At 64.4% G+C, this 21,419-nt stretch carries 16 protein-coding genes; 1 reads left to right on the top strand and 15 read right to left on the bottom strand.

The annotated features are described in order from the left end of the window. Positions 1–47 precede the first annotated feature (47 nt). From NDI72_RS13060 to NDI72_RS13050, 3 genes are read right to left on the bottom strand one after another with little or no spacing between them, the layout of a single operon-like run. On the bottom strand, positions 48–938 hold the full coding sequence (locus tag NDI72_RS13060; RefSeq protein WP_283800646.1) for an SDR family oxidoreductase: 891 nt from the start codon (positions 936–938) through the stop codon (positions 48–50). Then, positions 935–2,065, bottom strand: coding sequence for a tRNA epoxyqueuosine(34) reductase QueG (gene queG, locus NDI72_RS13055; RefSeq protein WP_283800645.1), 1,131 nt, complete (start codon positions 2,063–2,065; stop codon positions 935–937). The genes NDI72_RS13060 and queG overlap by 4 nt, the downstream gene beginning before the upstream one ends. After that, a complete protein-coding gene (locus NDI72_RS13050) occupies positions 2,065–2,757 on the bottom strand; it encodes a glutathione S-transferase family protein (RefSeq protein ID WP_206545549.1) in 693 nt (230 codons plus the stop codon). The genes queG and NDI72_RS13050 overlap by 1 nt, the downstream gene beginning before the upstream one ends. Positions 2,758–2,897: 140 nt before the next feature. Between NDI72_RS13050 and NDI72_RS13045 the strand changes: the two genes are divergently transcribed. Next, positions 2,898–3,704: an undecaprenyl-diphosphate phosphatase gene (locus tag NDI72_RS13045; protein WP_206545550.1), complete on the top strand. Its 807-nt coding sequence runs from the start codon at positions 2,898–2,900 to the stop codon at positions 3,702–3,704. Positions 3,705–3,867: 163 nt separating this feature from the next. On the opposite strand, the gene trxA is transcribed toward NDI72_RS13045, so the two are convergent. The 12 genes from trxA to NDI72_RS12985 all read right to left on the bottom strand — a co-directional run bounded on the left by trxA (position 3,868) and on the right by NDI72_RS12985 (position 21,405). Next, entirely contained in the window at positions 3,868–4,191 is a 324-nt protein-coding gene (gene trxA, locus NDI72_RS13040) for a thioredoxin (RefSeq protein WP_113153654.1), read from the bottom strand. Positions 4,192–4,266: 75 nt separating this feature from the next. Further along, complete coding sequence (gene addA / locus NDI72_RS13035; protein WP_283800644.1) at positions 4,267–7,791, bottom strand: double-strand break repair helicase AddA; 3,525 nt, start codon at positions 7,789–7,791, stop codon at positions 4,267–4,269. Continuing rightward, positions 7,788–10,913 (bottom strand): double-strand break repair protein AddB, encoded by a 3,126-nt coding sequence (addB, locus tag NDI72_RS13030; RefSeq protein ID WP_283800643.1) that lies wholly within the window; start codon positions 10,911–10,913, stop codon positions 7,788–7,790. The genes addA and addB overlap by 4 nt, the downstream gene beginning before the upstream one ends. After that, the gene (locus NDI72_RS13025) at positions 10,903–11,652 is read right to left on the bottom strand and encodes a nucleotidyltransferase family protein (RefSeq protein ID WP_283800642.1); all 750 of its coding nucleotides are present in this window, start codon (positions 11,650–11,652) and stop codon (positions 10,903–10,905) included. Before NDI72_RS13025 ends, addB begins: the two co-directional genes overlap by 11 nt. Continuing rightward, positions 11,649–13,157 (bottom strand): tRNA (adenosine(37)-N6)-threonylcarbamoyltransferase complex ATPase subunit type 1 TsaE, encoded by a 1,509-nt coding sequence (gene tsaE / locus NDI72_RS13020; protein WP_283800641.1) that lies wholly within the window; start codon positions 13,155–13,157, stop codon positions 11,649–11,651. Before tsaE ends, NDI72_RS13025 begins: the two co-directional genes overlap by 4 nt. Positions 13,158–13,166: 9 nt before the next feature. After that, complete coding sequence (locus tag NDI72_RS13015; RefSeq protein WP_371685962.1) at positions 13,167–15,689, bottom strand: sensor histidine kinase; 2,523 nt, start codon at positions 15,687–15,689, stop codon at positions 13,167–13,169. Positions 15,690–15,892: 203 nt separating this feature from the next. Next, entirely contained in the window at positions 15,893–17,293 is a 1,401-nt protein-coding gene (gene ahcY, locus NDI72_RS13010) for an adenosylhomocysteinase (protein WP_206545555.1), read from the bottom strand. Between the two features lie 147 nt (positions 17,294–17,440). After that, positions 17,441–17,761, bottom strand: coding sequence for an HPr family phosphocarrier protein (locus NDI72_RS13005; RefSeq protein WP_502888403.1), 321 nt, complete (start codon positions 17,759–17,761; stop codon positions 17,441–17,443). Then, positions 17,758–18,159 (bottom strand): PTS sugar transporter subunit IIA, encoded by a 402-nt coding sequence (locus tag NDI72_RS13000; protein ID WP_113153647.1) that lies wholly within the window; start codon positions 18,157–18,159, stop codon positions 17,758–17,760. Before NDI72_RS13000 ends, NDI72_RS13005 begins: the two co-directional genes overlap by 4 nt. Positions 18,160–18,415: 256 nt before the next feature. Further along, on the bottom strand, positions 18,416–18,874 hold the full coding sequence (locus tag NDI72_RS12995) for an HPr kinase/phosphorylase (protein WP_283800640.1): 459 nt from the start codon (positions 18,872–18,874) through the stop codon (positions 18,416–18,418). A 6-nt stretch (positions 18,875–18,880) separates the two neighbouring features. Next, entirely contained in the window at positions 18,881–20,653 is a 1,773-nt protein-coding gene (locus NDI72_RS12990) for a sensor histidine kinase (RefSeq protein ID WP_113156099.1), read from the bottom strand. 50 nt (positions 20,654–20,703) lie between these two features. Next, the gene (locus NDI72_RS12985; RefSeq protein ID WP_113153645.1) at positions 20,704–21,405 is read right to left on the bottom strand and encodes a response regulator transcription factor; all 702 of its coding nucleotides are present in this window, start codon (positions 21,403–21,405) and stop codon (positions 20,704–20,706) included. Positions 21,406–21,419: the final 14 nt, after the last annotated feature.

The raw sequence follows: 21,419 nt of genomic DNA, 5'->3' as shown, positions 1-21,419 counted from the left end.
CGATCATCAAAGCATAGCACAGCTTGTGATTCGCTTACGGTCGCGGTTTACGAATTTTCCGTCCGCCAGTTCCCGTCGGCCCACATGGCCTCGAGCGCCGCGCGATAATCGGGATGGCGCATCCGGTAGCCGGTGGCTTTCAGCCGCGCATTGCTCACCCGCTTGCACTCGCCATAGAAGGACCGCCCCATGGGGCTGAGATCGGCATCTTCGAAGGCGATGTCCGGCGGCGTTTCCTGCCCCATCAGCACGGAAGCATGGGCCACCACATCCTGCGGCGGCGAGGGGGCGTCATCCGTGACGTTGAAAATTCCGGTCTCGAACCGGCGGGCGAGATGCGCCGTGGCCCCGGCAATATCGTCCACATGGATGCGGTTGAAGACCTGGCCCGGCTTGACGATCCGCCGCGCCTTGCCCGCCTCCAGATTGCGAAAGGCGTTGCGGCCCGGCCCGTAAATGCCCGACAGCCGGATGATCGCCACCGGCAGACCCGTTTCCGCCCCGAGCTGCGCCCATTCCGCTTCGGCAACGAGCCGCTGTTTCGAGCGCTCGGAGACAGGATCGCATTCAGCCGTTTCATCCACCCAGGCGCCATCATGATCGCCATAGACGCCCACCGTCGACAGATAGCCGATCCATTTCAGCGCCGGCATGGCCTTGGAAATCGTCTCACGCGCGACCGCAAGCACCGGGTCACCCGACGCGTCGGGCGCAATGCTGACGATGAGGTGCGTGGTTTCGGCCAGCGCCTTTTCCAGATCCGGCGAAAGCGCGGCCCCGCCCTGAAAAACATGTGGCGCGATGCCTGCCTCTTTCAGGCGTTCGGCATTCTCCGCGCTGCGCGTGGTGCCGGCGATGGACGCCGCCTCACCGGCAAGCTCGCGCGCAATCGCACGGCCGGAATAGCCCGCGCCGAAGATGAAGAAGCTCTTGGTCATGATCGCCCATCCCATTCGGCTTGCACGTCTGCATCGTTTTCCCGCGGACGCAGCTGCGTTTCAAGTAAAGCAAATGCCTTATTGTCCATAAGCCGCGACAGCGCCCACACGGCTGCGCCGCGCACAAGCGGCGCTTCGTCTTCTGCCAGACGCCTGCAAGGATCGATCAGGTCAGCCTCGCCGGAATTGCCCGCCGCGATCAGCACATTGCGGATGAAGCGGTTGCGCCCGATGCGCTTGACCGGCGAACCGGAAAAGAAGGCGCGGAACCCCGCATCGTCCAGTTCGAGAAGCCCGGAAAGCGGCGGCTCCTTCAGATCCTCGCGCGCCTGAAGCTTCGCCTCGGCCGCATCCTGCGCGAACTTGTTCCACGGGCATGCGGCAAGGCAATCGTCGCAGCCATAGATGCGGTTGCCCATGGGAATGCGGAACTCGCGCGGGATCGGTCCCTTGTTCTCGATGGTGAGATAGGAAATGCAGCGCCGCGCATCGATCTGGTAAGGCGCGGGAAACGCCTTTGTCGGGCAGATGTCGAGACAGGCGCGGCACGAGCCGCAATGGTCGCGCTCCGGCGCATCGGCGGGCAGGGACGCAGTGGTGAAGATCGAGCCGAGAAACAGCCAGGAGCCGAATTCGCGGCTCACCAGATTGGTGTGTTTGCCCTGCCAGCCAAGCCCCGCCTCGCGGGCGAGCGGCTTTTCCATCACCGGCGCGGTGTCGACAAACACCTTCACATCCTCGCCGGTTCGCGCAGCCAGTTTGCCGGCAAGCTGTTTCAGCCGCCCCTTGATGACGTCATGATAATCGCGATTGCGCGCATAGACCGAGATCGCCGCCCGGTCCCGGCGCTTGAGGATTTCGAGCGGGTTTTCATCCGGCCCGTAATTCATCCCCAGCATGATGACCGAGCGCACCTCCGGCCACAGGCCCTGCGGATGGGCGCGGCGGTCCGCCGTCTCCTCCATCCACTGCATGCTGCCGTGGCGGCCTTCTTTCAGGAAATGCCCAAGCTCGGGCGCACGCGACGGCGCAGCCTCGGCAGACGCCACCGCGACGGCGTCAAAGCCCAGCGCATGCGCCTCTTTCTCGACGAACGCGCGAAGCCGGTCGGCCTGCGCGCCGGACATCAAAAGTCCAGATCCGCGTAGTGGGAAACGGGGGAGAGCCCGCGCACGCGGTCAGCAAGAATGGAACGGAAGCAGGGGCGCGACTTCATGCGCGAATACCAGTCGCGCGCGGCCGGATATTCCTGCCAGTCGACCTCGCCCAGATAATCCAGTACCGAAAGCGTGGATGCAGCGGCCAGATCGGCATAGGAGAGCCGCTTGCCGGCCATCCAGTCGCGCGTGCCGGCGAGCCAGTTGGTGTATTTGAGATGCTGGCGCACATTGGCGCGGGCCGCGCGAATGGCCGCCGAATCCGGCGAGCCGCCGCCTTCCGCGCTGGACATCTGCGGCTTCAGCGCCCGCTCCCGCACCAGATGGCGGGTCACATCGGCATCGGCCTTGATCAGATACCAGTCCACCAGACGGCGGATCTCTGCCCTCTGGACCGGATCTTCGGCCATCAGCCGCTTGTCGCGCTTGAGCGCGCCACGGGTCTCGTCCAGATATTCGGCGATCACGGTCGGGCCGACAATCGGATGATCCCCCTCGGCAAGAAGCACGGGGATCGTGCCGGCCGGATTGAGCGTCAGAAACTCCTCGCGACGAATCCAGGGGCGTTCTTCGATCAAGGCGAGTTCCTCGCCATATTCGCCAAAGGAAAGCCGCACGAAGCGGCAGGAAGCATAGAGTGGATGATGAAACAGCGTCAGCATTTGTCGGCTTCTAAAGGAAGGCTCTGGCCATTTCATGGCCGTGGCGGTAATCCTTCGATTACCTGATTCTGCGATTTGGTCCTCTCAGCTATAGGGGGAGACTGGCAGACTGACAAGCAAGCCCTGATTGAGGAACGGACATGACGGATCAGACCATCGTGGGGGCCCTTCTCCTTGGCATCCTCGAAGGACTGACGGAGTTCATACCCGTCTCGTCGACCGGCCATATCCTTCTGGCCGGCCATTTCCTCGGCTTCGAATCCACCGGCAAGGCCTTTGAGGTCCTGATCCAGCTCGGCGCGATCCTGGCGATCCTCAGCGTCTATGCTGGACGTCTGTGGAAAATGCTTGTCGACCTGCCGCGCGATCCCGCAACACAGCGTTTCGTGATCGGCATTCTCCTCGCCTTCCTGCCTGCGGCGGTGATCGGCGTTCTCGCCTACAAGATCATCAAGACCGTGCTCTTCGAAACGCCTCTGCTGATCTGCGTCATGCTCATTCTCGGCGGTTTCGTGCTGCTCTGGGTCGACCGCTGGGCGACCAAGCCGCGCTATAGCGACATCACGAAATTTCCCATGCCCATGTATCTCGGCATCGGCCTGTTCCAGTGCCTGTCGATGATCCCCGGCACCTCGCGCTCCGGCGCGACAATTGTCGGTGGCCTTCTCATGGGGGCGGACAAGCGCTCGGCAGCCGAGTTCTCCTTCTTCCTCGCCATGCCGACCATGACCGGCGCATTCGCCTACGACCTCTACAAAAACTACGACCAGCTCACCGCCGCCGATGTGCAAATCATCGCCATCGGCTTCATCGCCGCCTTCTTCGCAGCGCTTCTGGTGGTGCGCTGGCTGCTCGGCTACGTGTCGCGGCGCGGCTATGCGCTGTTCGGCTGGTGGCGTCTCATCGTCGGCACCGCCGGCCTGATCGGCCTGCTCGTCTGGGGCTGACAGGGCGGGGGCCGAAACGCGGAAACCAGTTTTCGAGTTGTCCCGGCTCGATATCGTGGCATTGATGTGATGGGGCGGCACATCTTCACAAACGAACGCTGACCCAGCCAACAAAAAACCCGGCGCAAGGCCGGGTTTTTCATGTCACGAAAATCGTCGGTGATTAGCCGGCTGCGCCGCTGATCCAGGACGAAAGAGCCGTCTTCGGTGCAGCGCCGACCTTCATGTCAGCCACTTCACCGCCCTTGAACATGATGAGCGTGGGGATGGAGCGCACGCCGTACTGAGCGGCGAGCTCCGGGTTCTCGTCGATGTTGACCTTGGCGATCTTCACCTTGCCGCCGAGCTCGGCAGCGATCTCGTCGAGAGCCGGCGCGATCATCTTGCAGGGGCCGCACCACTCGGCCCAGAAGTCGACAACCACGGGCTCGGAAGCCTGCAGAACGTCGGCCTGGAAATTGTTCTTGTCCGCCTTCACGGTGGCCATGGGGATTCTCCTTATCGGCAAAACATGTTGTACAACATGTGGGGGTGGCGCTTCGCTGCGTCAAGCGCTCTTGTGTCACGCCGGGGCAAGACGTTCAAGCGCAGCCGCCAGCTCCTCCTCCGGAACAGGCAGCAGAACCGGCGCTTCCGTGAAGAGCAGCGCAGCCTCGATCCGGCGACCCGGATAGAGCGGTTTGAGAAGCTCCGCATAAAGCGCCAGCTGCGCCACATAAGCGCCGGGCGCTTCGGCCAGCGTCTCCGGCGTCGGGCGGTTCGTCTTGTAATCGACGATCAGCACCGCTTCGTCGGTGACCGCAAGGCGGTCGATCTTGCCGGAGACGGCATGGCGCCGCTCGCCGAGCGTCAATTCGCCCATCACGGAGATCTCTGCCCGCGAGCCGGACGCGAAAATCGCGCTGAAACGCGCATCATCGAGAATGGCCCGAACCGAACGCCAGACGCTCTCCCGCTCCTGCGCGGTCCAGCCGCTGCCGACACGGTCGAGATAGCGCTGCGCGGCCGCCTCGCGCGCATCCTCGCGACAGTCGGGCAGCAATTGCAGAAGCCTGTGCACGGCAATACCGCGCTGGATCGCAAAGCCCGGCTTCCGCTCCCCGTCGAGCACCGGCGAACGCGGCGAGGGAACCGGCTCGTAATCAGCCTCGATCAACGCACCCGCCCGCGATGGCGAAAGCGGACGCGGCAGGTCTGTCGGCATCGGCGGCGGCGTCAGCAAAGTTTCCGGCAGCGCCGTTTCAGGCGCGGCTTCGGCCACTGGTGCTGCCTCTTCCTCGACCGGTGGCGCTTCGCTCACACGGTAGCGATAGACCGGTGCACAGGCTGCGGGACGGTCCAGTTCCACGGCGACCTCCGCACCTGAAAGCGCCTGCCGCACCGTGTTCTGCCAGGTCAGGTCCTGCGGTTCGCGCGCGCCGTGATACCCGCACACGATCAGCCGGTCCTCGGCCCGCGTCATGCCCACATAGAGAAGCCGGCGGTATTCTTCCTCCGCCTTGACCTTTGCATTCGCCTCGAAGCCTGCCGCCACCGAATTGGAGACATCCTTGCCGGCGCGCCAGAGGAAGCCCTTGCCCTGCCAGCCCTCGCCACGCGGCGCAAACGGCATCAGCTTTGGCAGATGCTGCGCCACGAAGGGCGCGCTGCCCGGATCGACCAGAAACACCACCGGCGCTTCCAGCCCCTTGGCGGCATGCACCGTCATGATGCGCAGCTCGTCGCGCGTCTGATCCATCTCGCGCTTGATCTCCGGGGCCTGCCCGTCAAGCGCCGAGAGCAGCGCCTCAAGACCGTTGAGCCCCGCCCGCTCGCCGGCCAGCGCGAATGACAGGAACTCGTCGAGAATGTCATTCGCCTCATGACCGAGCCGCGCGACAAACAGCCGGCGCGCGCCTTCCCGGTCCCGGCTGCCCGAAAGCAGCCCGGCATAGAATTCAAAGGCCGGCTTGAACGCCGCCTCGTTCTGCCAGCGTTGCAGCGTCTCGACCATGCCGGCCACCGCCGGGTCCGACAGCGCCTGCGCCCGCATGGCGTCAAACAGTGGAACCGCCCGGCCACGGTTCCAGGCAAGCCGGAACAGGCGCTCCTCATCCATGCCGAACAGCGGGCTTTTCAGCACCGCAGCCAGCGAAAGGTCGTCATGCGGCTGCAGAAGAAAGCGGCCAAGCGCGATCAGGTCCTGCACGGCAATATGCGCCGTCAGCCGCAGGCGGTCTGCACCGGCCACATCGATGTGGCGGTTCTTGAGGCTGCGCGACAGTGCATGCACGAAGCGGTCGCGCTTGCGCACCAGAACCAGCACATCGCCCGCCGTCAGGCGTTTGCCCGTGCCTTCAATGATCTCGCCATTCCGGATCCAGTCCTCGACTGTCTGGGCAATGGTTTCAGCCAGTCGCACCGCCGGAGCCGACGCGTGGTCGATGGCTTCCGTCCAGTCGTCCGGCTCCTCCACCACTTCCGGCGCGATGGGCGACCACACTTCCACATAGCCGGGCTGGCCCGCGCGCACCGCAAGATGCTCGATCGGCTCGGGATCATGGGTCAGCCCCTGCGCCGCCTCTTCCCTTGAGAACACCAGGTCGGCCGCTTTCAGAACATCCTCGGTTGAGCGGAAGGAATAGCGCAGGCGCAGGCGCTCGAAACGGCGCTCCGCCGCCCGCACCTTCTTTTCGAAGGCCCGTCCACTTTCGCCGAATGCTGCCGGCTCCGCCCCCTGGAAGGAGTAGATCGACTGTTTTTCGTCGCCCACCGCAAAGATGGTGCGCTGCAATCCCTCGCGCGCACTTTCGCCGGCAAAAAACTCTTCGGCAAGCAGTCGCACAATCTGCCATTGCTCGGGGCTCGTATCCTGCGCTTCGTCGATCAGAACGTGGTCGATGCCCTTGTCGAGCTTGTACTGCACCCACGGTCCGGCATCGGCGCGCGCCAGAAGCCGGATCGTGCGCGTGATAAGATCGTTGAAATCGAGAAAACCGCGTGCCCGCTTCAGCCGTTCGTAGCGCGCAATCATGCCGTCGGCGATCACCAGCGCCGAACGCGTGGCCTCCAGCATGCGGAACAACGCCACACGGTCGACCGCAGTGCGGATCACCTCCGCCGCTTCGACATAGCGCTCCACGATATCGGGCAGGGCGGCGCGCAGCGCCTTCTTGAACGTGCTCTCGCCATAAACGCCGCCATCGGCCTTGAGAAAACCCTTCCGCAGATGCTCCAGCCGGCGCAGCGGGTCGCGCTCCTCGAAGGCCAGCGTCGCCTCTGGCACGATGCCCTTCAGCACCGTCTTGGCGTCCACCGCCTCCGCCTCGGCCACAAGCGCGCGAAACGCGCTGGCGTCGAAACCGGGAAGCGGCCAGATCGAAGCGGCAATCGCCTCGGCGTCCTCACCCGGCGCAAAACCGAATTCCTCGAACAGCGCGCTGTATGGAACCGGGTCGTTGGCAATCTCGTCGATGAAGGCGCGCAGCCCGTCGCGACGGGAGACGATTTCCGACAGGAGATCCTGAAGACCGCTCTCGCCACCGCGCTCCAGCACTTCGGCGAAGGCGTCCGACAGCACCGCGTCCTCGCCGGCAGCGCCCGACAGAAGATCGCGCCGCGCCTCGGCCAGCAGCGCCTCTTCCATCTGCGAATCCAGTAGCTCGAAATGGCCGGCAATGTTCGCCTCGAGCGGGAACTGATGCAGGATCGCCTCGCAGAAGGCGTGGATCGTCTGGATCTTCAGCCCGCCCGGCGTTTCCAGCGCACGGGCGAAAAGCCGCCGCGCGCGGGCGAGCGTTTCCCGGCCTGGCCTGCCGCCCTCAAGCTTGGCAATGACCTCCGACAGCGCATCATCGGACATCAGGCTCCAGCCCGCGAGATCGCGAAACACGCGGTTGGCCATGTTGGCTGCGGCGGCGCGCGTATAGGTCAGGCAGAGGATCTTCGACGGATCGGCCCCCTGCAGCAGAAGGCGGATCACGCGCTGGGCGAGCACATGGGTCTTGCCCGACCCGGCATTGGCCGACACCCAGGCGGAGTTGGCCGGATCGGCGGCCAGCGCCTGCGCCCGGATCGTGTCTTCGGGGATGAAGGGCAGCTTCTTCATTCGCCCTCTCCGCCATCGCCCGTATCGCCACCGGCCGACCATTCGAGCACACGCGCCAGATGATCGTAGTCGCCGCCCACATCGCCTTCGCGGAATGGCAGGACGCGCGAACGGTAGCCGGTCTCGGCCTTGTGGTAATGCGCGAGAAGCTGCGACAGCCGCTCCCACGCTTCCTCGGCCATGCCGGGCGCTGTCTTGTCGCTGTTCTTGATCTTGAGAATGGACTCGGAAAACACCTCGCCATTCGCCTTGAGCCGCACATAGGCAAGTTCGTTCGGCTGCGCAGCCCCCACATCGGCAAACGCGCCGCGCTGAAGAAGTGCGGCCTCAAGCGCCAGCTGCGGCGAGATGAGCGTATGCGCCTGACGCCGCGAGGGCGTCGCGCCCGTCTTGTAGTCGAGAATGTCGGCGCTGCCATCGTCACGAATGTCGATGCGGTCGGCGCGGCCTGAAAGGGTAAGGCCGAGCTTCGCCACCTCGATGGCCGATGCGCGGATTTCCGCATGACGCCTGGCGATGCCCTCCGCGCGCGCCCGCTCCCATTCGATGACGGCCGCGGCCGTGCGCTCGAAACGCGGCCACCAGACGGTCGCCACATCCTGCGGCAGCCCTGCCTCGGCAAAGAGCCGTCGCCCGATGGCGATCAGACACTCGAGCGCCTCATGCCCGGACGGATCGTCCACCTCCTTGATGAAGTGCTCAAGAATGTCGTGGAAGAGATTGCCGCGCTCGGCAGCCCCCGGATCGCGGATCAGAGGGTCGAGGGCAACCAGCTCCAGAATGCGCTTCGCATAGACCGCATAGGGGTCGCGCCGCAGCGTCTCGATCTCCGTGACCGAGAAGCGCGTCGGCCGCGCTTCCACCGCAGGGGCCGGTTCGGGTCGCGGAGCGAAATCTTCGTCCGGTCTGTCGTCCAGAAGGCGCGCCCAGCCGATCAGCCTGCGGCCACGCACGCGCATCGCCTCGGTCGCTTCTTTGCCGGCAAATGCAGTGATGCGCTGCAGCCAGCGCGAAGCGACGGCGGGGGCATCGCCGGCGCGCGCGGCGCGGGTCAGCACCACATTCTCCGATCCCATCGCCATCATGAAGTCATGCGCCGCCTGACCGATACGCCGCTCCGGCGGCTCCAGCGAAAGCTCGGCCTTCATCAGCCGCGACATGAAGCGGTCGGAGGAGGGGATGCTTGGCCAGGTGCCCTCGTTCATGCCGCCCAGCACCAGCGTGTCGACACTGAGAAGCCGCGCCTCAAGCGCGCCCCAGATCGCCACGCGCTTGTCTGCGCCCATGGTCGGCTTCACCACTTCGGTGGCGATCAGCGCTGCAAAGACCGGCGGCCATTCGCTGGCGTCGAAGGGCAGCGTCGTGTCGGAGCCGACCAGTCCGCGCAGGAAGGCGGCCATGGCCTGCCCCCGCTCGCCCTCATAGTAATTGGTGAGGCTGCCATCCTCGGAGCGCCCCAGCGCCTCCAGCACCTCCACGGTAAAGCGCGCCATGTCCGGCACGCCAACACCGCGCACGCCGCGCATCTCGACCAAGGGCGTAAGCGCCGCGCGCAGCGCCTCCAGTACGGCGCGGGCTTCGGCAAGGGCTGCATCGTTGACGCGCACGAACCAGAAGGGCTTGCGCGTGCTGCTCTCGATGCCCGCCCAGCGCGTCTCGAACAGCGTGTCGAGCGTTGCGATATCGGGCCTTCCCGTGCCACCGCGCAGCGCCACCAGTTCAATGGTCTCCGCCGCCCGTCGCACTCTGGCGCGTTTCAGTCCGAGCCGCAGGAGCGGATGTTTGAGCAGGGCCACCATGGCGATGGGTTCGCCGGGGCGAAACACCGTTTCCAGAAGGAGCCGCGCCAGCGTCGCCGGCGGACTGTCGGCCAGTGGCGTGCCGCCGGAATCGTCCGCCTCGATGCCGAAGCGCCGCAGCTCCACGGCCACCCGCCGCGCCAGCCCGCGATCCGGCGTCACTAGCGCCGCCGTGGCCCTGTCGCTGGTCAGCGCGAGGCGCAGCGCAACGGCAATCGAAAGCGCCTCGTCGCGCTCGTTGGCCGTTTCCACCAGCGTGACGCCGGCCAGCGCACCGCCTTCCGTTGCATCGTCCGCCAGCGCCCGGTTTTCAAGCCAGGCATCGGTGGTTTCCGCCGGGCGCAGCGTTTCGCTCACCAGCGCGCGCCGCAGCGCAAGCGCCGGCGAGGGCGCGCCGATCTCCACCACATCCGCCCGCTCCATGCCCATTGCGGCAAGCAGCTTCTTCAAGCCCGCCTGCGGGTGCCCGAAGGCGGATGGCTCGGACGCATCGCCCACCGCGTCCCAGGCGCGCGCATCGAGCCGCTTGTCCAGCCCCGGCAACACCACCGCGCCATTGTCCAGCCCGGCAATTGTCGCCAGAAGCCGCGCCGTCGCCGGAATGGTGCCGGTGGAGCCTGCCGCGATGACCGGTCCCCTGTGGGCCTGCGTCCTGAGCCGCGCCGTCTCGGCGGCCAGCATGGCGTTCCGATGCGCCGCCGGGTTGGAGCGGTCAAGCGCGTCAAGCAGGTTGGGCCAGTGCGCCGTGACGATCTGCAGGAATTCGAGCGTCACCTGCCACCAGTGCGCCAGCGCGTCGGGCGCAAGACCGGCAAGCTTCGTCCAGTCCGCTTCCTCGGTTTCGATCTCGTCCATCAGCGCGGCCAGATCCCGCGCGAGCCAGATGGAATCCGACGCCGAGGCCGGCACCACCACGCCTTCCTCGAAGAGCGCGGCCACATGGCCGGGCAGGCGCGCCTTCCACGCCTGCACCATCGGCGCCAGAAGCAGGATGCGGTCCAGCGCCTCGATGGGCGGCGCAAGATCGAGTGCGGATGCGCCCTCCGTGTCGAACAGCGCCGCCTCCTCGTCGAACTCACCCAGCGGGCGAATGACAGGCAGGATGGCCGACTGGCCGCTCAGCTTTTCAAGCAGCACATCGCGCAGCGCGCGTGCGGCGCGGCGGGTCGGCAGATAGATCGTGACATCCGCCAGCGCCAGCGGATCGCCATCATGACGAAAACCGGGAACAAGCCGCCCGTCAAGCAGCGCTTCTGCAAGCGTCTCCAGGAAGTGGACGCCGGGGGGAATGGAATAGACGCGCGGCGGATGCTTAGCCGGCATCGCACTGCTCACCGTGCGCGGCCACCACCGCTTCGGCGGGCGCGATCGCATCCGGCGTGCCGACGGTGATCCACGCGCCGTCCATCTTCATGCCGAACAGCCGGCCCTTGCGTTCCGCTGCATCGAAATAGGTGTTCAGTGATTGCGGCTCATCGCCGGCCCCGTCGAAGATACGCGGATTGAGCACAATCGCCCCCGCATAGATGACGCCGCCCGCCACGCCCCGGTCGCGGGCAAGGCGGCCATCCGCATCCATTCGGTAATCGGTCGAGCCGGAATGACCCGTCGCCTGTTCGGTATCCGCAACCATGAGGAGAATATCCATGGTCGCGTCGTCCCAGGCAAGGGCCAGCCGCTCCAGATTGGATGTCTCACCCTCGAGCCAGAACGTGTCGGCGTTGAGAATGAAGAATGGCGCATCGCCCAGATGCGGCAGCGCGCGGATGACGCCGCCAGCCGAATCCATGAGCCGGTCGCGCTCATCGGAGATGATGACATGCGGCGTAACGCGGTCAGCCAGATGCGCCTCCATCTGGTCGGCCAGATAATGCACATTCACCACCGCCGTGCCGACGCCGGCATGCTCAAGCATGTCCAGCGCGCGGTCGATCAGCGTGCGGCCTGCGACCTGGACCAGCGGCTTGGGCAGCGTGTCGGTGATGGGCCGCATGCGCTTTCCCAGCCCCGCCGCCAGCACCATCGCCGTATCAGGCATATTGTCGGGTCTCGCCCCGCTCATTCTTCATCTCCGCCGAGGAAACCCGCCTCTTCGTAGAAGCCGCGCAGCTCATCCAGCGCGGGGTGGCGCATCGCCCGGCGCAGATAGGTGCGGATGCGCGGCAGATGCTTGATGTAGAACGGCTTGTGATCGCGCTGCTCCAGCCGCACGAAGGTGCCAAGCAGTTTCGAATTGCGCTGCGTTCCGCAAATCGCATAGGCCTCGTCGAACGCCGCGCGGTCAAATGGTCCCTGCTCGGCGCGGGCGGCGCAATAGGCCTCCACCACGGCGCGCTCCAGCTCTTCCGGCATCGTCACGCGCGCATCGAGCGCCAGCGAGGCAACGTCATAGGCCGCCGGTCCGCACACAGCGTCCTGCAGGTCGATCAGCCCCAGCCGGTCAAACCCTTCGCGCTCGCCGCGCCAGATCAGGTTGGGCGAATGGAAGTCGCGCAGCACCAGGTTCTTTTCAAAATCTTCAAGGCGCGCGAAAAGCCGGTCCCAGCATTCCATATAGCCCGCGCGTTCTTCATCGCTTGCCGGACGGCCCGCCATGAACGGCATGTACCAGTCGGTGAGCAGGCTCACCTCGATGCCGAGCGCCTCCCGGTCATAGGGCGGCAGTTCATGCACATGCCCTTCATCCACCGGCATCTCGGTCGGCCAGGCATCGCGGTGCAGTGCTGCCAGCAGGCGCGCCGCCTCCACATAACGCTCGGCCACCGGCTCGCCCTCGGGCGAAAGAAACGGCGTCACGCCCAGATGCTCGGTCAGAAGCAGCCCGGTTTCCAGATCCTGCGCATAGACTTCATAGGCCGCGAACCCACGCGCGCGAATGGTGTTCGCCATCGCCACGGATGCCGCGACCGACTGCGCCAGATGCGCGATCCGGCTATAGGGCCGCCCGCATGCCAGAAGCGGCTCGTCGCGCCGTTCCGGCGCATTCATCAGGATGCGTCGCGCGCCAAGCCGCGTGGTCACGGTCTCATAGGCGCGCAGCGAGGCGTCACCCAGAAGAAACGCGCGATGCGCCCGCTTTTCACCGGCCTTGTTCAGAAAATCGCGAATGGCGAAGCTGCGCTCCAGCCGAAGCATGGCGTCGTCCGGTCCGGTGATCACCGCCAGCCGGCCTTCGCCCTCGTCATGCAGTTCGAGCCGGATCGCATCCTTAAGCGCGTCACCGGCGCGCTCCGGCCATTCGACCAGCGCAACGCCGTCTTCCGCCGCTTCGAACAGGCCAAGTTCTTCCAGCTCGTCCGGCTCGCCCAGCCGGTAGAGATCGAAATGATGCACGGGAATGCGCGCATCATAGCTCTGCACCAGCGTGAAGGTCGGGCTCGGCACATCCATGTCCGGGTCTTCGGCCAGCGCGCGAACGATGGAACGGGCCAGCGTCGTCTTGCCGGCGCCGAGATCCCCCTTCAGGGCAAGCACATCGCCGGCGCGCAGCGCCACGGCGATGTCTTCGCCGAACAGCGTCGTTGCGTTTTCATCCGGCAGGAAGCGTTCCAGAACGCGCGCGGTCATAGGGTGTGGCTACTCTGCGGCGACCCGCGCCTGTGTCGGCGCGGAGGGGAAACGGCAGGTTACCGTGGTTCCACGCCCTTCGCCCGTGTCGATGTGAACAGAGCCGCCATGCAGCTCGACGAAACTCTTGACGATGGAGAGGCCGAGCCCCGCGCCGCGACGGCGACCGCCATTCACATGCGGCTCGAAGCGCCGGAAGATCGTCTCCAGCACGTCCGGCGCCATGCCCGGACCGTCATCATGCACGCTGAATTCGACCGCGTCGTCATACTGCCGCGCCACAAGCCGGATAATGCTGTGCTCCGGCGCATAATTGGCCGCGTTGGAGAGCAGGTTGAACAGCACCTGCCGCACCCGGTTCTCATCCGCATGGAAGACCAGCGCGGCATCGTCCATCTGCACGTCGAGGCGGATCTGGTGCTCGCGCAGCCGCTCGGAGATGAGCCCGGCCGCAGCCTCGACCATGTCGCCAACCCGCACTTCGCCGATCTCCAGCTCCATGATGCCGGCATCGACCGTGGCAAGATCGAGAATGTCGTTCACCACCGTGAGAAGCACCGAAGACGACGAACCGATATGGTCCACATATTCGCGCTGCCTCTGGTTCAGCGATCCGGTGTCCTGAATGTTCAGAAGCTCGGTGAAACCGATGATGTTGGTCAGCGGCGAGCGCAGCTCGTAGGAGACGTGCTGAACGAAATCGTTCTTCAGCTTGTCCGCCTTCTGCAGCGCGTCGTTCTTTTCCTTCAGCGCACGTTCCACGTTCACGCTGTCGGTCATGTCGACAAACGTGATCATCACCTGCCCGTTGGGCAGCGGGATCGTCGCGTGGCTCAGCACCGAGCCATTGCTTAATTCCACCTGTCCGTGCTGGCTGCGGCGCTCGTCATCGAAACCGGTGACCGAGGCAACGAAGCTGCGCCAGGGGCTTTCCTTCGCCAGCGGGTCGCAGACCGTGCGGATATCGGCGATGTGCGCACCCGAAGCGATCAGCGTATCGGGCAGGCTCCAGAGCCGCTGGAAGGCCGGGTTGGAAAGGCGCAGGCGACCATCGGGGCCGAACACGGCCACACCTTCGGTCAGATTGTCGAGCGTTTCACCCTGCACCCGCATGGCCGCATTGTAGCGGCTTTCCAGGTCGAACTTTTCCGTCAGGTTTTCGAAAACCCAGGTCACGCCGCCCTTGGGCTGCGGATTGGCGATGACACGGATCGTGCGCCCGTCGGGCAGATGCCACCAGTGTTCTTCCGGCTTCATGCTGCGATAGGCGGAAAGAAGCTCCTGCTTCCAGCGACGCCATTCGGGCTGCTCGGCAAGCGTGCCTTCGCTGCGCAGACGGTCGAGCAGAAGCGCATTGTCCGGCGCGCTCTCCAGGAAGGGCGTGTCCAGATCCCAGAGCTTCTGGAACGACTGGTTGAAGAAGCGCAGCTTCTGGTTCTCGTCGAAAATGGCGACAGCCGTGGTGAGCTGATCCAGCGTGTCGGAATGACTCTGCACCGTGCTTTCGAACTCACGGCGGATCGTCTCCACCTCGCTGACATCGCTGGCGATGCCGGCCGAACCATGCGCACCCGCATAATCGGTGATCGCAAACACCCGGCGCTCGCCGCGCACAACGGCGGAGAGCGACTGCCTGAACACCTCATTGGCCTCGCGGTGGCGGCTGGTGATCTCTTCACGCGCCGACATGGGCAGGAATTCAAGCTGCTCGCGTAGCACCGCATCACCGCTCGGCGCGTCGACAGCACCGGTGAACGCGCGGTTCACCCAGGCAAGCTGGCCTGCCTTGTCACGCAGCCAGAACGGCATGTCGAGGGAATCGAGCAGTCCCAGAACGGTCCTGCGCTCGGAAAGCAGGTTCTCCTGCTCCACCTGCATCCGCGCATGTTCTTCGCGCACGCCGGCAAGCGAGATGAAACGCAGCACGGTGTGCTGCGCCGACTTGCGTCCCTGCGCCTCAAGCAGCGTGCCCGAGCGCGTCTCGATGGTCAGATCGAAGTTCTCGCCTTCATCGCGCAGGTTCGCCAGCGCCCGGTCCAGCGCAGACGCCGCGCGCGGCATCATCCAGCGGCCGAATGCCAGAAACGCCGAGCGTTCATCCGGCGCGCCGCAGCCCGGCGGCAGATCGCCGACGATGGCCGGCTTGTCCGCGCCACCGCCCCACACGACAGCGCGTTGATCCTTGAGATTGAGAAGGGCTTCCGAACGCCCCAGTGCGCCGCTCAGTTCAGCGACACGGGCGCGAAGCTCCAGATTTTCAGCAGCGATGCGCGCGCGCTGGCGGATCAGCCAGATGGCCGACAGAAACGCCGCGCCCATGATGCCGGCGAACACCGCGACTTCAATGACATCGGAAGCAGCAAAGGACACGCCTGGCGCAACCTGCGCGCTCGTCTGCGCGGCCGCCGTGAATGGCATGACCACGCTCGTCGTCAGCGTCAGAAACCGCATCAATCCCCGTGTGATGCCTGTTTTGCGCTGTCGGCCCCTAGGGCCCATAGATCCGCCGTTCAGCGGGTCCAGCCCCGGCATGTCTTGATCCTTCTTCGCCGCATGGTGTGGCAAGACCGCCCCTTCCTTTCGCCAGGCCCACAGCCCGGAAGGTCAGCCGCCTCGCGAATCACAGCACTGTACCGCGTGAGCGAATCGTCGTGAAGAAGGACGGGCGACAAAAATAATCCCGGACCAAAAGTCAATGGTCCGGGATCAATATGTTGTGCTTTGGTTAACGCCGCTTAATAGCGGTAGTGCTCCGGCTTGAAGGGACCCTGCGGCGTCACACCGATGTAATCGGCCTGCTCATCCGACAGCGTGGTCAGCGAAGCGCCAAGCTTGTCGAGGTGCAGACGGGCAACCTTCTCGTCGAGATGCTTGGGCAGAACGTAGACTTCGTTCTTGTACTCCTCGCCGCGCACGAAGAGCTCGATCTGCGCCAGCACCTGGTTGGTGAAGGATGCCGACATCACGAAGCTCGGGTGACCCGTCGCATTGCCGAGGTTCAACAGACGGCCTTCCGACAGCAGGATCATCCGCTTGTCATCCGGGAAGGTGATCATGTCGACCTGCGGCTTGATGTTCGTCCATTTGAGATTGCGCAGCGCTGCGATCTGAATCTCATTGTCGAAATGGCCGATATTGCCGACGATCGCCATGTCCTTCAGCTTGCGCATGTGATCGAGGGTGATGACGTCCTTGTTGCCGGTCGTGGTGATCACGATGTCGGCGGTCGGCGCGGCTTCGTCCAGCGTGACGACCTCGAAGCCGTCCATGGCGGCCTGGAGCGCGCAGATCGGGTCGACTTCCGTCACCTTCACGCGTGCGCCGGCGCCCGAAAGCGACTGCGCGGAGCCCTTGCCCACGTCACCATAGCCGCAGACCACGGCCACCTTGCCGGCCATCATCACGTCGGTTGCGCGGCGAATGCCGTCGACCAGCGATTCCTTGCAGCCATACTTGTTGTCGAACTTCGACTTGGTCACGGAATCATTGACGTTGATTGCCGGGAAGGGGAGGAGGCCCTTCTTCTGCAGCTGGTAGAGACGGTTCACACCGGTGGTCGTCTCTTCGGTCACGCCCTTGATGGCTTCCTTCTGGCGCGTAAAGAAGCCCGGCGTTGCCGCCATGCGCTTCTTGATCTGCGCGAACAGAACTTCCTCTTCCTCGCTGCCCGGGTTGGACAGAACGTCCTCGCCGGCCTCGGCGCGCGCGCCGATGAGGATGTACATGGTGGCGTCGCCGCCATCATCGAGGATCATGTTGGAGGGCTCGCCATCCGTCCACTGGAAGATCTGGTCCGTGTAGGTCCAGTACTCTTCAAGCGTCTCGCCCTTGATGGCGAAGACCGGCGTGCCACCTTCGGCGATGGCCGCAGCGGCGTGGTCCTGGGTCGAGAAGATGTTGCACGATGCCCAGCGCACATCCGCGCCAAGCGCCTTCAGCGTCTCGATCAGAACAGCGGTCTGGATCGTCATGTGCAGCGAGCCGGAGATGCGCGCGCCCTTCAGCGGCTTTTCCTTGCCGAACTCTTCGCGGCAGGCCATCAGGCCCGGCATTTCCGTTTCGGCGATCTCGATTTCCTTGCGGCCCCAGTCGGCCAGCGAAATGTCGGCGACCACATAGTCCTTGTCAGCGCTCATTGGCGTACTCTCCGATTGTGATGAATCCGGGCGCCACAGGCGAACGGCCGGGCGCGAATGCTGGCTTTTGACTACCAGAACAATGCGGCGCTCACAATGGATATAAAGAAATCTTTATTCGTGCATGTCGACTGATATGGCGCGGTCTCAGCATTCCTCGCCGAAACGGTCGGCGATCAGAGCCTCGAGCGCATCGAGAAGCCCTTCGGCTTCGGGACCACTGGCGCTGACCCGGATGCTGCAGCCGGGGCTGGCCGCCAGCATCATCAGGCCCATGATCGAGGTTCCGCCGACGGTGATCCCGTCCTTCTCGACCTCGACATCGGCATCGTGGGCTTCCACCGTCTGCACGAACTTGGCGGAAGCACGCGCATGCAGACCACGCTGATTGACGATGGTGAACTCGCGCCTGAGTTCCTCGGCGGCCGGTGCGCGAACCGGCATGTCGTTCGTCTGCGGCTCGCTCATTTTCCGCTCAGGACCTGGCTTGCGACATTGATGTATTTCCGCCCTGCGGTCTGCGCCTCTTCAAGCGCCTGCGCCATGTCGTCATTGGCGCGTGCGGAGGAAAGCTTGATCAGCATGGGAAGGTTCATGCCGGCAATCACCTCAACGCGGCCCGCATCCATGACCGAGATGGCCAGGTTCGACGGCGTTCCACCGAACATGTCGGTGAGGATGATCACGCCCGAGCCGGTATCGGCCCGCGCCACGGCGTCTACGATGTCGCGCCGCCGCTGCTCCATATCGTCTTCAGCGCCGATGGAGACTGTTTCAAGGTTTTCCTGATGACCCACCACATGCTCAACGGCGTGGCGGAATTCTTCGGCCAATTGGCCATGCGTCACCAATACGAGCCCAATCATCGGCACATCATCCGATTTCCTGGTTTGGCTTTCAAGGCTGCGCTCGAGGCTGTCACGCGTTCACTCCATCCAGCTGACTTTGCGGGCCTGCCCGCATATCCGGTTATTCTCATTTAGGCCTCGGTCCGCGATGGTCGACCCCTGAGGCCCCATCTCTGAAGACCAGACCCCAGACTGCCTCACGACAAGAGCGCTATCTTGTCAACGCACAGGCCGTTGACAAGCCCAAAACTGCGGCGAGTCGCCTAAATAAAGTTCAAACGGTGACTTGAGAGGGGCCAAAAGGCGGCAATTGAAGGGTTGCCGCGATGGCGTGAACGGCCCTTCGTGCCTGTCGTTGCGGCAATTCCACGCACGGAAGCGCGATGCCTTCATGGACCATTTGCTGCCCTTCGGAAAATCGCGGCGCGTCCTGTTCGTCGACAAGACGCACCACGAGATCCATCACGGCGGCCGGCATGTGCGCAAGCTTTGCAGGCCCGAGCCCGCGCGCTTCCGCCAGCCCGGCAATGGGTGCGGGCGTGCGCACGATCAGCCGGTCATTGCGGGCGGAAAGAAATACCTGATCGTCTGAAATGAAGCAGGCAAACAGGCCCGCCGCCTTGAAAAAGGAGAGGGCCTCGAAGGCCAGCATGGTCTTGCCGCTGCCCGACGCGCCTTCGATCAGTATGCCGTGACCGGCGACGACGATGGCGGTGGCGTGGCGGTTGTGCATGGCGGATCAGGTCTCCGCAGGCAGCGCGACGATGAACCGTGCGCCCTGAATGTCGCCGGGCTTCCCGCCCGCAATGTTTTCCGCCGTCAGCGTGCCGCCGTGGGCTTCCACAATCTGCCGGCTGATGGAAAGGCCAAGGCCGGAATTCTGGCCGAACGCCTCACCCGCCGGACGATCCGTGTAGAACCGCTCGAAGATGCGGTCGATGTTCTCGACGCGAATGCCCGGCCCGTTGTCCTCCACGGACAGGATGATGCGCTTGCCGACACGCGCCAGACGCACATCGATCCGCCCCGTCTTTTCCGGCACGAAGGAACGGGCGTTCTCGATCAGATTGGTAATGACCTGCCCAAGCCGCAGATCGTGGCCCTGAATGTAATAGGTCGCGTCCGCGCCATCCCGCTCTTCGGTGGCGAAGGTAATCTCCACCGGCTTCTTGCTGGACCCTGCTTCGCGGATCGCACTCACCAGATCACCCACAAACTGTTTCAGCTCCAGGCGGCTCGCATCTTCGCGCGAGAGTTCCGCATCGAGCCGCGACGCATCCGAAATGTCGCTGATCAGCCGGTCGAGGCGGCGCACATCGTGCTGAATGATCTCCAGAAGACGTTCGCGCGACCGCTCATCCTTGGCGAGCGGCAGCGTTTCCACCGCGCTGCCGAGCGAGGTCAGCGGGTTTTTCAGCTCATGCGCCACATCGGCGGCAAAACTCTCAATGGCGTCAATGCGCGCATAAAGCGCCTTGGTCATGTCGCGCAATGCTGCGGAAAGATTGCCAATCTCATCCTGACGATGTGAGAAATCCGGGATTTCCTCGCGCGACCGCGCGCCCCGGCGCACCCGCACCGCAGCTGCCGAAAGCCGGCGCAGCGGATTGGCGATGGTCGAGGCCAGCAGCAGCGACAGGATGGCCGTCACCAGCGCGGCAACGGCGAACACGCGCAGGATCGCCTTGCGCTCGGCTGCAACGATCTTGTCGATATCACCGCCCTGCGTCGACAGCAGAAGCACGCCGAGAACCGCCCGGAACCGCTGAACCGGCACGGCGACAGAAACGATCTGCTCGCCCTGTTCGCTGATCCGCACCACATAATTGGTGGTGCCCGTCAGCGCCTTCATCACCTCCGGATAGGCAACGCCGCTGCCGCCGGGCTGCTCGCGATAGACCGGCAGGTCACGGCGACGGAAAATCTCGCGCAGCCGCTGCCAGATGCTTTCGAACACGCCCGAGGGTTCATCATCCACCGGCGGCAGTTCATAGCGCAGCACCTGGCCAAGATATTGGGAATCGAGCAGCAGGTTCGCATCCGGGTCGTAAATGCGCGCGCGGGTGCGGGTCTGCGGAATAAGCCGTCGCAGGAGAGGGGCCACCCGCTCCGGATTGATCGGGAAGTCGAGGCTTTCCAGCTGATCGGCGCGCAGGGGCAGGCTCTGTCCGGCCTGTAGCTCAAGCAGCTTGTCGGGATCGACGAGGATCGAGTCCGTTTCCACCTCGGCGGAGCTTGCAATGGCGCCGGCGATGATCTCGCCCTGCGTCATCAGGCTTTCCACGCGCGCGCTGATCAGTTCCTCGCGGAACTCGTTCAGATAAAGAACGCCGACGACCAGAACGCCGAGGCCCGCCAGGTTGAGAAACAGAATGCGCCGGGTGAGACTGGAGAAGACGTAATGCCCGAAAAGACGGCGCAACGGCACGGCGAGCCGGCCAAGAAAGGCCGGGCCCGTCGGTCGCGCAGCCCTTGAAGGCCGCTGCTCCGTCTTTTCCGTCTTTACACTCATCGCCACTGTCTTGTCCGGGCGCACGCCACGCAGCCGAATTGATTTTCGGCCTAGATCTCGCGGAAGCGGTAGCCCACGCCATAGAGCGTTTCGATCATGTCGAACTCGCCGTCAACTGCCTTGAACTTCTTGCGAAGCCGCTTGATGTGGCTGTCGATCGTGCGGTCATCCACATAGACCTGCTCGTCATAGGCGGAATCCATCAGCGCATCGCGGCTTTTCACGACGCCAGGTCGCTGCGCCAGCGAATGCAGGATCAGGAATTCCGTCACGGTCAGCGTCACCGGCTGCCCCTTCCAGGTGCAGGTGTGGCGCTCCTGGTCCATGACCAGCTGGCCGCGCTCCAGCGATTCCGACTGCTTGCCGGGCGTCTTGGCCGCCGTTTCCCGCGTGCTGGCGCGGCGCAGGACAGCGCGTACCCGCTCCACCAGAAGACGTTGCGAAAACGGTTTGCGCACGAAATCGTCGGCCCCCATCTTCAGGCCGAAGAGTTCATCGATCTCATCGTCCTTGGAGGTAAGGAAGATCACCGGCACGTCGCTCTTCTGGCGCAGGCGCCGCAGAAGCTCCATGCCGTCCATGCGCGGCATCTTGATGTCGAGGATCGCAAGGTTTGGCGGACGCGCACCCAGACCCTCAAGCGCCGAAACGCCATCGGTGTAGGTCTCCACACGGTATCCCTCGGACTCCAGCGCTATGGAGACGGATGTGAGAATGTTGCGATCGTCATCGACAAGCGCGATTGTTGCCATGTCTAGCGGCTCCC

The sequence above is a fragment of the Nitratireductor sp. GZWM139 genome (assembly GCF_030068685.1).
GTDB lineage: Bacteria > Pseudomonadota > Alphaproteobacteria > Rhizobiales > Rhizobiaceae > Nitratireductor > Nitratireductor aquimarinus.
The sequence above is the reverse complement of the archived record's forward strand: the minus strand, read 5'-3'. Positions and strand labels throughout refer to the sequence as shown.

Coding starts and splice junctions, on each gene's coding strand:
- NDI72_RS13060 (WP_283800646.1), bottom strand. CDS start 938: ATGACCAAGAGCTTCTTCATCTTCGGCGCGGGCTATTCCGGCCGTGCG.
- queG (WP_283800645.1), bottom strand. CDS start 2,065: ATGTCCGGCGCGCAGGCCGACCGGCTTCGCGCGTTCGTCGAGAAAGAG.
- NDI72_RS13050 (WP_206545549.1), bottom strand. CDS start 2,757: ATGCTGACGCTGTTTCATCATCCACTCTATGCTTCCTGCCGCTTCGTG.
- NDI72_RS13045 (WP_206545550.1), top strand. CDS start 2,898: ATGACGGATCAGACCATCGTGGGGGCCCTTCTCCTTGGCATCCTCGAA.
- trxA (WP_113153654.1), bottom strand. CDS start 4,191: ATGGCCACCGTGAAGGCGGACAAGAACAATTTCCAGGCCGACGTTCTG.
- addA (WP_283800644.1), bottom strand. CDS start 7,791: ATGAAGAAGCTGCCCTTCATCCCCGAAGACACGATCCGGGCGCAGGCG.
- addB (WP_283800643.1), bottom strand. CDS start 10,913: ATGCCGGCTAAGCATCCGCCGCGCGTCTATTCCATTCCCCCCGGCGTC.
- NDI72_RS13025 (WP_283800642.1), bottom strand. CDS start 11,652: ATGAGCGGGGCGAGACCCGACAATATGCCTGATACGGCGATGGTGCTG.
- tsaE (WP_283800641.1), bottom strand. CDS start 13,157: ATGACCGCGCGCGTTCTGGAACGCTTCCTGCCGGATGAAAACGCAACG.
- NDI72_RS13015 (WP_371685962.1), bottom strand. CDS start 15,689: ATGCCGGGGCTGGACCCGCTGAACGGCGGATCTATGGGCCCTAGGGGC.
- ahcY (WP_206545555.1), bottom strand. CDS start 17,293: ATGAGCGCTGACAAGGACTATGTGGTCGCCGACATTTCGCTGGCCGAC.
- NDI72_RS13005 (WP_502888403.1), bottom strand. CDS start 17,761: ATGAGCGAGCCGCAGACGAACGACATGCCGGTTCGCGCACCGGCCGCC.
- NDI72_RS13000 (WP_113153647.1), bottom strand. CDS start 18,159: ATGATTGGGCTCGTATTGGTGACGCATGGCCAATTGGCCGAAGAATTC.
- NDI72_RS12995 (WP_283800640.1), bottom strand. CDS start 18,874: ATGCACAACCGCCACGCCACCGCCATCGTCGTCGCCGGTCACGGCATA.
- NDI72_RS12990 (WP_113156099.1), bottom strand. CDS start 20,653: ATGAGTGTAAAGACGGAAAAGACGGAGCAGCGGCCTTCAAGGGCTGCG.
- NDI72_RS12985 (WP_113153645.1), bottom strand. CDS start 21,405: ATGGCAACAATCGCGCTTGTCGATGACGATCGCAACATTCTCACATCC.